Here is a 9,435-nt window from a genome sequence, read left to right as displayed (position 1 = left end):
CTAGTTATGTATATGATAACACATAACTAGCAACAAATCAATAGCGGAGTGGCTTGAACGCCAGTAAAATCAATGGTTTGGAGCGAATTCATAGTCATATCATAGTTACGAGTTCCGGGAATCCAGGTATCATCTTTCAGCCAGTACGAAAACACCGGTTGTTCTGGTCTTGAACTGCCAAGGCATTGCGTGCACCATCGCGACAATCGTCCTTGGGCTGGCGGAGTTCAAAAACGACAGCAACATCAGGGCGGTGATACTGAACAACACGAACGAAAAAATGTTTCGGTTCTACAAAGAAATCCTGGAAAGGGAAACAGCCATCATTGTTCTTGGATATATGCCGCCCATGCCGGAGTGCAGTTTTGAAAGCAGACATTTGGGACTGATTACCGCGCAGGAGACAAATGACCTTTCGGCAAAGATTCAAAAACTGGCGGATGCAGCTTCCCGCACCATTGATTTTGATAAATTGTTTGAAATTGCGAACACAGCTCCGATTCTGGACCATCAAGAGTTGCGGGTGGAAAAGAAATTTGATGTGACCATCGCGGTAGCCTCTGACAAGGCGTTCTGCTTTTATTACAAGGATGCGATGGAACTCCTTGTTGACATGGGTGCGAACATAATACAGTTCAGCCCGTTGGATGACGAAACGATTCCGGATTGCGATGGATTCATCTTGGGGGGAGGATATCCGGAGCTTCATTTGGATCAACTATCCGGAAACAGGTCGATGCTCTTGTCGGTGAAGGAACGGATTCGGCAAGGCACACCGTATCTGGCGGAATGTGGCGGATACATGTATCTGTTTGATACCATAAAGGACAAGGAGGAGAAGGCCTTTCCCATGGTGGGTGTTGTGGAAGGCGAAGTCTTTATGACGAAAAGGCTGAACCGGTTCGGTTATATCACGTTAACCGCCCATCAGGACAACCTGCTGTGCAAAAAGGGAGAAAGCATACATGCGCATGAATTCCACTATTCCGACACCACAAACAACGGAAGTGATTGCACTGCCTCAAAACCGGGTACGGGACGGGAATGGGCGTGTGTTTTTGCGGACGAACGGAGGTTTGCCGGGTATCCACATATCCATCTCCTATACAATGCAACCTATGCGGAACGGTTTTTGAACCAGTGTCAGAAAAGGAGGGTGGGCAAATGACTTTGGACGAAGCGATCCGGAGGATCAAACCGCCGGATGAAAGCGCCATGATGCATGCCAAAGCCAGACTGGACGGTATAGCAAAGCCGTTGAACAGTTTGGGAAGGCTTGAAGGCCTGATCATAAAGGCGGCGGGCATCTACCGTACGGACGGCGTGGATTTTGGCAAGAAATGCGTGGTTGTCATGTGTGCCGACAACGGGGTGGTGATGGAAGGGGTAACGCAGGTTTCCAGTGAGATCACCACCACCGTGGCGCAGAACATGGTTAGCGGCATGGCTACAATCAGTATCATGAGCCAAAAGCAAAATGCGGATTTGTATGTTGTCGATATCGGCATCAACCGTGAAATTTCTTACGACAGGGGAATGATTAACCATAAGGTCCGCCTGGGCACTGAAAATTTTTCGATAATGCCAGCCATGACGAGGGATGAGGCGATGCAGGCAATCGAAACTGGAATTCGTTTCGCATCCGGATTGGCGCAAAAGGGATATAAGCTCATTGCGACAGGGGAGATGGGGATCGGCAATACAACAACCAGCAGTGCGATTACGGCCGCGTTTCTAGACAAGGAGGCGGCAGAGGTGACAGGTAGAGGGGCTGGGCTTTCATCAGAAGGACTCAAGAAGAAAATCAACGTGATTGACGATGCGCTTCGTTTCCATAAGCCAGACAAAGAGGATGCGTTGGATGTGCTGTCGAAGGTTGGCGGATTGGATATCGCGGGGTTGTGCGGTGTGTTTATAGGCTGTGCGGCCTCCGGGACGGCGGCAGTGGTGGATGGATTCGTTTCGTCGGTTGCCGCTTTGTGCGCAGTCCGGTTGTGTCCTATGGTGAAAGAGTATATGTTCGCATCGCATATTTCAAAGGAGCCTGCCGGTAGAATGCTGATCCAAGAGCTGGATTTGCCCCATTATTTGGATTGCGAAATGTGCCTGGGCGAAGGTACGGGAGCGGTGCTCTCTTTCCCGATTTTTGACCTGGCTTCGGAGGTGTATCAAAAGATGCGCTCGTTCCATGAGGCGAAGATTTTACAGTATGTTCCGTTACAGTAGGTGACCGTATGTTTATTCTAATAGCAGGCGGTGCTGCAAGCGGAAAGTCCGAGCTTGCCGAAGGAATATGCCAGAAGCTGTGCGGTGGTACAAAATTGTATATCGCCACGATGGATATTCCGGATCATGAAAGCGAGTTGCGGGTGTGGCGGCATAGGGAGATGCGTAAAGGCAAAGACTTTGACACCTTGGAAAGTCCATTGTGCGATCGAGTGGATTGGGAACAGGTTTCCCTATATGGCACGGTGCTTTTGGAATGCATGTCCAACTTGTTGGCCAACGAGATGTTCATCGGGAAGAAAACGTCCGAAAACGCAACAGACGATATAATTGATTATATCCGAAAGCTCAAACGGAGCGTCTCGAATATGATTGTCGTTTCCAATGACGTCTTCGGTGACATGGCGGGCCTTGACAGCTTTACGGTAAGTTATTCAAAAGCGATTGCGGAAATAAACATAAATCTCGCTGAAGAAGCAGATGCGGTAATAGAATCGGTATACGGAATACCTGTTTTCCGGAAGGGGGATGTGATTTGAAGAACATAACCAACGCAATCGTCGTTGCATTTTCAATGTATTCAAAGATACCGATGCCAAGAGCCGAATGGAGTGAAAAAAACATGCGGTATGCGTTTGTGTTTTTTCCGTTTGTGGGCGCCATCATCAGCGTGATGCTATTCGGCTTGTTTTACATTGGGGATTTCTATCGGTTTCACCCCGTGTTTTTCGGTGTTATGTGCGTGTCTGTAAATGTTGCGGTTACCGGTGGAATACATATAGACGGCTTTTGCGACGTTACAGATGCGCTAAGTTCCCGTCAGGGGAAAGAGGAAAAGCTCCGCATCATGAAAGATCCGAATGTCGGCGCGTTTGCGGTAATATACACCGGTCTGCTATTGTTGGTTCAATTCGGTGCGTACGTGCAAGTGTTCGCGGCACACCGGTACCTAGGCGCGCTTCTGCTGGGTTTTGTGGTCTCCCGCGCAATGTCCGGATTGTCCATCCTGCTCTTTCCGTGTGCGAAAAGCAGCGGATTGGCGGCGACCTTTGCGAACGGAGCGAACAAGACGATTGTCAAGGCGGTATTGGTCTGTATGCTGATTGTCCTATTCGCCGCAATTATTGTAATGTACCATCTATTCGGTGTCATTCTGTTCCTGTTTGCGATTATGATGTTCAGTTGGTTCTACTTTTTTACAAAGAGGGAGTTCGGAGGTATTACCGGCGATTTGGCGGGATGCTTTTTAAATCTGTTCGAAACGGCAATCCTTATATTGACTGCAGTTGCGGGGGTGGTGGCATGATTCTTATCATCGGAGGATTTCATCAGGGAAAACGCAGGTTTGCCGGAAAACTCACCGGCTTGGGTGAAACGGATACGGTCAACGGTGAATTTTGCGACCCGGAAAACCTGTTTGAGAAGAAAATGATTTATAATCTACACTCGTTTGTGAAACGGTTGATCGATAGGGGGATCGACCCCCTGGCCTTTTTCAAAAAGCATATCAATGAAATCCGTCATAAAGTGATAATTACAGATGAAATCGGTCTTGGAATCGTGCCGATAGACAAAGGGGAACGCCATTGGCGTGAAATGACCGGCAGGGTTTGCTGCTTTCTTGCGGAAGAGTCGGGAGAGGTCTATAGGGTGTATGCTGGAATACCGTCGAAAATAAAGGGGTAGCCTATGAAAAAAATCCATCTCATACGTCATGCGAAAACGAAGGGCAATCTTGCGAAAAGATACATTGGAAGAACCGATGAAAGCCTGTCGGCGGAAGGAATTGCTTTGCTGAAAGAAAGGGCAGACCAATACCCGCGGGTTGCATTGGTTTTCACAAGCCCTTTGAAAAGATGTGTTGAAACAGCGGACATTCTATACGGGGATGCGCCTAGGGTGCAGATGGAGGACCTGCGGGAATGCGATTTCGGAATTTTTGAAAATAAAACCTACGAGGAACTCAAAGACCGGAGCGACTATCAAAACTGGATAGACAGCGGCGGAAAAGGGGAAATCCCGCAGGGGGAGAGCGGCAGGCAATTTAGAACGCGGTGTACGGCTGCCTTTGATGAAATACTTGAGCATATCCATACCCATGAGGTGGACTGTGCCGCCGTCGTTGTACACGGGGGAACCATCATGGCAATCCTGGAGGCATATGCCCCGGAAAGAAAGGACTTTTACGATTGGCAAATCGAAAACGGCGGTATGCTGACGATTACCATCAGAAACAGAAAAATTGAAAAAATTTGCAGGTGACCATATGGAAATCATAATAGCCATAACGGCAGGGTGCATTTTGGATTTCCTGTTTGGGGACCCAAGATGGCTGCCGCATCCCATCCGGCTCATCGGATGGATGATCAACAAGCTCGAGAAGGTGCTTAGAAAGGGCTGTAAAACGCCGCAAAGAGAATATATGGGCGGTGTTGTGCTGACGGTCCTTACGGTAACGGCTGCGTTCGTCATACCGTTTTTTATTCTATATTTTATTGGGAAAGTGAACGTCCTGCTTAAAACCATTGTGGAAACGATCATGTGCTTCCAAATTATCGCAGCGAAATCCCTCAAGACAGAAAGCAACAAAGTCTATGACGAGCTGGCAAAGGGAGATGTCGCGTCCGCACGGCAAAAGTTGTCATGGCTGGTGAGCAGGGATACGGATTCATTGGATGAATCGGGCATCGTAAAAAGCACAGTGGAAACAATAGCAGAGAACACATCAGACGGAGTGATTGCTCCGCTGGTCTATATGCTGATCGGCGGCGCCCCCTTAGGATTTCTATATAAGGCGGTAAACACACTGGATTCCATGGTTGGATATAAGAATGATACCTATGTGAATTTTGGAAGATTTGCAGCAAAACTTGATGATCTAGCAAACTACATCCCCGCCAGACTGTCCGCGTACGCAATGATTGCTGCAAGCGCCGTATGCCGCTATGATTGGAAAGGTGCCGCAAGAGTCTATGCAAGAGACAAAAGGAATCATGCCAGTCCCAATTCGGCCCATACCGAGGCGGTTTGCGCGGGCGCCCTTGGGATTCAGATAGCAGGACCGAACTATTATTTTGGAAAGATGGTTGACAAGCCTACCATCGGGGATGACACGCGCTCTGTAGAGGTGGTGGATATGAAACGGGCAAACAAGCTGATGTATTGTACGTTCATAATTGTTTTGATGATTGGGGTACTTATGAAATCAATGATAATTTTAGGGTGGTGAGATGGCGGTGTATACCCATGGCGGTGACATATTTTCCCTCAACGAGAAGGGGATTCTGGATTTTTCTGCAAACATCAATCCGTTTGGCCTTCCTCAAGGGGTAAGGGAGGCGATCATAAGGGCGGTGGATGACTGCAACATTTATCCCGATCCGTTTTGCGGCGAATTGAAAGGCGCAATCGCAAGACTGGAGGGGGTAGCGCAGGAATATCTGTTCTGTTCAAACGGTGCGGCGGATTTGATTTATCGTTTGGTGAGCGCGGTTAAACCGAAGAGGGCGCTCCTTGCGGTGCCATCCTTTACGGAATACGAAAGTGCGCTGAAGAACTGCGGATGCCGTATCGAGTATTTTTATATGCGAGAGGAGGAAGAATTTACCCTTACACGAAGGTTCCTGGATCATCTGACAGATGAAATAGACATGGTGTTTCTGTGCAATCCCAACAATCCCACGGGGCATGTCATCGAGCATCCGTTGCTGATTGAAATCGTGTCGGTGTGCAGGCGGAAAGGCATACTTGCCGTTATCGATGAGTGCTTTACTGATTTTTTGGAAAACAGTGAAAGACATTCGCTGAAAAAGGATATTTCTGAAAACAAGAATGTGGTCATCCTGAAAGCGTTCACAAAACTATATGCCATGGCGGGGATACGGCTGGGCTATTGCATTTCGTCCGATGAAAGCATTATGGAACGGCTGTATACGGCTGGACAACCATGGGCGGTATCCCATCTTGCCCAATGTGCTGGCGTTGCAGCAGCCGGGGAAGACGAATACTTGAAAAGGTCGCTTTCCCTCATACGGGGCGAGCGGGAAAGGCTGAAAAACGCCTTGACCGGCCAAGGATTTACGGTGTTCGACTCAAGAGCCAATTTCATTTTCTTCAAAACGCATGACGGCATTGACCTAAAAGAATATTTGTTGACTAAAAAAATCCTGATCAGAAGTTGCGAAAACTACCAAGGGCTTGCCAAAGGATATTACAGGATTGCCGTAAGAAAACCGGATGATAATGACTGCTTCATCAACAGTTTGCGAAAAGAGGAATGACGCTTGTTTCGTTTGCGCCTTGTCTGCCCACAGCGAGTGCGCCAGGAGATATCCATACTGTTTGTGGGCAGAAGGGCTATGGAACTAAAATGGCAAAAAGCATCATGATCCAGGGGACGACGTCGAATGCGGGGAAAAGTCTGTTTACCGCGGCATTATGCAGGATTTTCAAGCAAGACGGGTATCGGGTCGCCCCATTCAAGTCGCAGAATATGGCGCTGAATTCGTACATCACCAAAGAGGGGCTTGAGATGGGAAGGGCGCAAGTTGTCCAGGCGGAGGCCGCGGGAATAGAACCCGATGTAGTGATGAACCCAATCCTCTTGAAACCCACAAGCGACTGCGGTTCCCAGGTGATTGTGAACGGCGAGGTGCTCGGAAACATGAGTGCGTCGGAGTATTTCCAATTCAAGCATAAGCTTAAACCGGACATTATGAAAGCATACAATCATTTGGATGAAAACTATGACATAATCGTAATTGAAGGCGCCGGCAGTCCTGCTGAAATCAACCTGAAGGCGGATGACATTGTGAATATGGGCATGGCGAAAATGGCAAACGCACCGGTATTGTTGATCGGCGATATCGACAGGGGAGGCGTATTCGCTTCTGTGTACGGCACCATCATGCTGCTGACGGAGGACGAACGGAAAATGATGAAAGGCACCGTGATAAACAAATTCCGGGGGAGCGTGGACATCTTGGCTCCCGGACTCCGGATGATCGAAGAGCTCACAAACGTTTCTGTCGCTGGGGTTGTGCCGTATATGAACATTGATATCGATGATGAGGACAGCTTGTCGGAGCGGATGTTGAGTAAATACAAAACGGGACTGGTGGACATTGCGGTCATCCGCCTTCCGAAAATATCGAACTTCACGGACTTCAATGTGTTTGAAAGAATCCCCGAGGTGTCGGTAAGATACGTCTGCAACTCAGAGGAACTGGATCAGCCGGATATGATTATCCTGCCCGGTACGAAAAACACCATCAGCGACCTGTTATGGCTCAGGCAGAACGGACTTGAAGCATTGATCAAAAAGCATGCGGCAGCCGGGACTTTGGTGTTTGGGATCTGTGGAGGGTACCAGATGCTGGGGACAGTTCTGGACGATCCGGATGGTGTGGAATGCGGCGGAAAAATGAACGGAATAAATCTGATTGAGGCGGATACGGTATTTTACAAGGACAAGGTAAGGACCCAAATTACCGGCAAGTTTCATGCCATTCACGGTGCGCTGTCCGGTTTGAGCGGAATGGAGTTTTCCGGGTACGAGATTCACATGGGTAAAACCACGATTCATGCAGGCGCGCCGGTCGCAACGATTTTGGATACGGTGGAACAGGCCGAAAGCACGGACGGATGTCAGATCGGCAATATCTACGGCAGTTACGTACACGGTATTTTCGATGCTTCGGAAGTAGCAAACACGGTTGTGAAGAGCCTGATGGAGGCAAAAGGCATTGCGGTTGACAATCTTACCCATGAGACGTATGGGGATTACAAAGAGAAGCAATACGATGCGTTGGCGGATACTGTAAGAAAATCTGTGAATATGGACTTGATCTACAAAATTTTGGAGGAAGGAGTGTAGGCAATGGATAGAGGACTAATACACATCTATTGCGGTGACGGAAAAGGCAAAACAACAGCCTCCATAGGCCTGGCGGTAAGAGCGGCAGGCAGGGATTTGAAAGTAGTGTTTGCACAATTTCTAAAAAGCGCACCGACGGGAGAACTGAAAATCCTAGCAGCAATTCCTCAAGTCACACATCTCAGGGGGGATGAAAACTGTACCTTTTCGTTTGGCATGGATGCTGAACAGAGGAGCAAATGCTACGCATCACATGCAGCCGTTTTGAACCAATCGATTGCGCTTTGTGAAAAAGGGCTTGTGGATGTATTGGTGCTAGACGAAATAATCGGCGCCTACAACAGCGGGCTTGTTGACAAAGAAAGGCTGCTGTATTTTATCAAAAACAAGCCGGAATCGGTTGAGGTTGTGTTGACCGGGCGAAATCCGTGCAGAGAATTGATTGCGCTGGGCGATTATGTCTCTGAAATCAAGAATGTAAAGCATCCATATGACGCAGGAATACCTGCCAGAACGGGCATAGAAAGATAAAGGGGATGAACGAGTTGGATTTTGAGAATATACTTCCGGATCAAATTGAAAAAAGAAGTTTCGAAATCATCACGCAGGAGTTGGGAAACATCAAATTAGCGGATGAAAATGCGGATGTGATTAAAAGGGTGATCCACACTACCGCTGATTTTGAATATGTAAGTAGTTTGTGTTTTTCAGAAAATGCGGTGAAACATGCAAGGGAAGCGATTTTAGGCGGGGCGTCCATCGTGACGGACACAAAGATGGCGAGTGTAGGGATTAATGCCATAAGACTATCGCAATACGGCGGACAGGTTTTCAGTTTCATGTCGGATGAAGACGTTGCGGCAGACGCAAAAGAAAACGGTACAACGCGAGCGGCGGCATGCATGAAAAAGGCGGTATCAATAGACAAACCGCTGATTATTGCCGTTGGGAATGCGCCCACCGCACTCATCAAGCTGGAGGAGCTGATTCGGGAAAAACGAATCAAGCCGGAGCTAATCATCGGTGTTCCGGTAGGATTTGTAAATGTTGTGCAGTCAAAAGAACTGATCATGGGGGCAGGGATCCCGTATATCGTGGCCAAAGGCAGGAAGGGCGGAAGCAATGTGGCGGCGGCAATCTGCAATGCACTGATCTATGGGATTGACGGAAAGTAACTGAACAAAACAAAAGGGTTTCCGATATTGGAGTTTCCAGCGGCCAAGCCGCGGAAGGACCAATGGCGGGAACCTTTTCAATTTTCTGTGTCCGAGTCAATAAGATTATACAATTTTTAACATTGTTCTCCTATATCCTTACTGCTGATTTATATATAA

Annotated in this window: 10 protein-coding genes and 1 pseudogene; all 11 read left to right on the top strand. The window is 48.2% G+C overall.

Translation table 11 applies throughout. From position 1 onward, the window contains the following. Positions 1-133: 133 nt before the first annotated feature. Positions 134-1,168: pseudogene (locus tag GXN74_RS11450) on the top strand (cobyrinic acid a,c-diamide synthase CobB); the annotation flags it as partial. Beyond that, positions 1,165-2,226: a nicotinate-nucleotide--dimethylbenzimidazole phosphoribosyltransferase gene (gene cobT, locus GXN74_RS11445; RefSeq protein ID WP_162371078.1), complete on the top strand. Its 1,062-nt coding sequence runs from the start codon at positions 1,165-1,167 to the stop codon at positions 2,224-2,226. The pseudogene GXN74_RS11450 and the gene cobT, both read left to right, overlap by 4 nt. An 8-nt stretch (positions 2,227-2,234) precedes the next feature. Beyond that, positions 2,235-2,765, top strand: a complete 531-nt coding sequence (locus GXN74_RS11440; RefSeq protein ID WP_162371077.1) for a bifunctional adenosylcobinamide kinase/adenosylcobinamide-phosphate guanylyltransferase — start codon at positions 2,235-2,237, stop codon at positions 2,763-2,765. Further along, positions 2,762-3,532: an adenosylcobinamide-GDP ribazoletransferase gene (locus GXN74_RS11435; protein ID WP_162371076.1), complete on the top strand. Its 771-nt coding sequence runs from the start codon at positions 2,762-2,764 to the stop codon at positions 3,530-3,532. The genes GXN74_RS11440 and GXN74_RS11435 overlap by 4 nt, the downstream gene beginning before the upstream one ends. Beyond that, complete coding sequence (locus tag GXN74_RS11430; RefSeq protein WP_162371075.1) at positions 3,529-3,912, top strand: bifunctional adenosylcobinamide kinase/adenosylcobinamide-phosphate guanylyltransferase; 384 nt, start codon at positions 3,529-3,531, stop codon at positions 3,910-3,912. Before GXN74_RS11435 ends, GXN74_RS11430 begins: the two co-directional genes overlap by 4 nt. Before the next feature lie 3 nt (positions 3,913-3,915). Continuing rightward, positions 3,916-4,488, top strand: coding sequence for a histidine phosphatase family protein (locus GXN74_RS11425; RefSeq protein ID WP_162371074.1), 573 nt, complete (start codon positions 3,916-3,918; stop codon positions 4,486-4,488). A gap of 4 nt (positions 4,489-4,492) precedes the next feature. Beyond that, a complete protein-coding gene (gene cbiB, locus GXN74_RS11420; RefSeq protein ID WP_162371073.1) occupies positions 4,493-5,455 on the top strand; it encodes an adenosylcobinamide-phosphate synthase CbiB in 963 nt (320 codons plus the stop codon). A 1-nt stretch (position 5,456) separates the two neighbouring features. Next, positions 5,457-6,506, top strand: a complete 1,050-nt coding sequence (locus GXN74_RS11415; RefSeq protein ID WP_162371072.1) for a pyridoxal phosphate-dependent aminotransferase — start codon at positions 5,457-5,459, stop codon at positions 6,504-6,506. A gap of 89 nt (positions 6,507-6,595) precedes the next feature. Next, positions 6,596-8,101: a cobyric acid synthase gene (locus GXN74_RS11410; RefSeq protein ID WP_162371071.1), complete on the top strand. Its 1,506-nt coding sequence runs from the start codon at positions 6,596-6,598 to the stop codon at positions 8,099-8,101. Between the two features lie 3 nt (positions 8,102-8,104). Beyond that, entirely contained in the window at positions 8,105-8,632 is a 528-nt protein-coding gene (locus GXN74_RS11405; protein ID WP_162371070.1) for a cob(I)yrinic acid a,c-diamide adenosyltransferase, read from the top strand. 5 nt (positions 8,633-8,637) lie between these two features. Next, positions 8,638-9,276, top strand: coding sequence for a precorrin-8X methylmutase (locus GXN74_RS11400; protein ID WP_162371069.1), 639 nt, complete (start codon positions 8,638-8,640; stop codon positions 9,274-9,276). Positions 9,277-9,435 lie beyond the last annotated feature (159 nt).

The sequence above is a fragment of the Anaerotalea alkaliphila genome (assembly GCF_010179735.1).
GTDB classification, from domain to species: domain Bacteria; phylum Bacillota; class Clostridia; order Lachnospirales; family Vallitaleaceae; genus Anaerotalea; species Anaerotalea alkaliphila.
This window is presented reverse-complemented; position numbering and strand designations above follow the sequence as displayed.

Bases quoted from the DNA above. Each gene is read 5' to 3' on its own strand.
- cobT (WP_162371078.1), top strand. From the start codon at position 1,165: ATGACTTTGGACGAAGCGATCCGGAGGATCAAACCGCCGGATGAAAGC.
- GXN74_RS11410 (WP_162371071.1), top strand. From the start codon at position 6,596: ATGGCAAAAAGCATCATGATCCAGGGGACGACGTCGAATGCGGGGAAA.
- GXN74_RS11400 (WP_162371069.1), top strand. From the start codon at position 8,638: ATGAACGAGTTGGATTTTGAGAATATACTTCCGGATCAAATTGAAAAA.
- GXN74_RS11405 (WP_162371070.1), top strand. From the start codon at position 8,105: ATGGATAGAGGACTAATACACATCTATTGCGGTGACGGAAAAGGCAAA.
- cbiB (WP_162371073.1), top strand. From the start codon at position 4,493: ATGGAAATCATAATAGCCATAACGGCAGGGTGCATTTTGGATTTCCTG.
- GXN74_RS11430 (WP_162371075.1), top strand. From the start codon at position 3,529: ATGATTCTTATCATCGGAGGATTTCATCAGGGAAAACGCAGGTTTGCC.
- GXN74_RS11440 (WP_162371077.1), top strand. From the start codon at position 2,235: ATGTTTATTCTAATAGCAGGCGGTGCTGCAAGCGGAAAGTCCGAGCTT.
- GXN74_RS11415 (WP_162371072.1), top strand. From the start codon at position 5,457: ATGGCGGTGTATACCCATGGCGGTGACATATTTTCCCTCAACGAGAAG.
- GXN74_RS11425 (WP_162371074.1), top strand. From the start codon at position 3,916: ATGAAAAAAATCCATCTCATACGTCATGCGAAAACGAAGGGCAATCTT.